Here is a 397-nt window from a genome sequence, read left to right on the forward strand (position 1 = left end):
GTTCGGCTCCCAAGATCAAACCCATCAAGCGGCTGCGTGATCCGCGCAAACCCGCTCTTGGCTACGAGACGACAAACCTACAGGGTCTGTATTTCAAGGCTCGTTCGCTCGACCTGTTCAACGCTGATGGCGATCCCCTTGTAGTGGACACCGTATGCTCGCAACACCACTTTGATCAGAATCTTCCGGAACCACCTTGGCAGGATATTAGAGGCACCGACACATGGACGTTTGCATATGCTATGACCGGCCACAGCGCACAGGGCTCTCAGTGGGATCGCACGCTCATCATCGACGAGTCTGATGTGTTTGCTGACCAGAAGTGGGAACATTTGTACACCCAATTGACGCGGACCGCAGTATCCGCAAATTTGTACCTATGAAGGATTACTAAATG

The 397-nt window shown here is 52.6% G+C and carries 1 protein-coding gene; it reads left to right on the forward strand.

Features of this window, described 5'->3' with window-relative positions:
• Positions 1-383, forward strand: a 383-nt coding sequence (locus AC1RPG_RS08325; protein ID WP_481762521.1) for a C-terminal helicase domain-containing protein, incomplete at its 5' end; no start/stop codon positions are given.
• Positions 384-397: the final 14 nt, after the last annotated feature.

The sequence above is a fragment of the Dellaglioa sp. CoH-57-MRSF-18 genome (assembly GCF_056781995.1).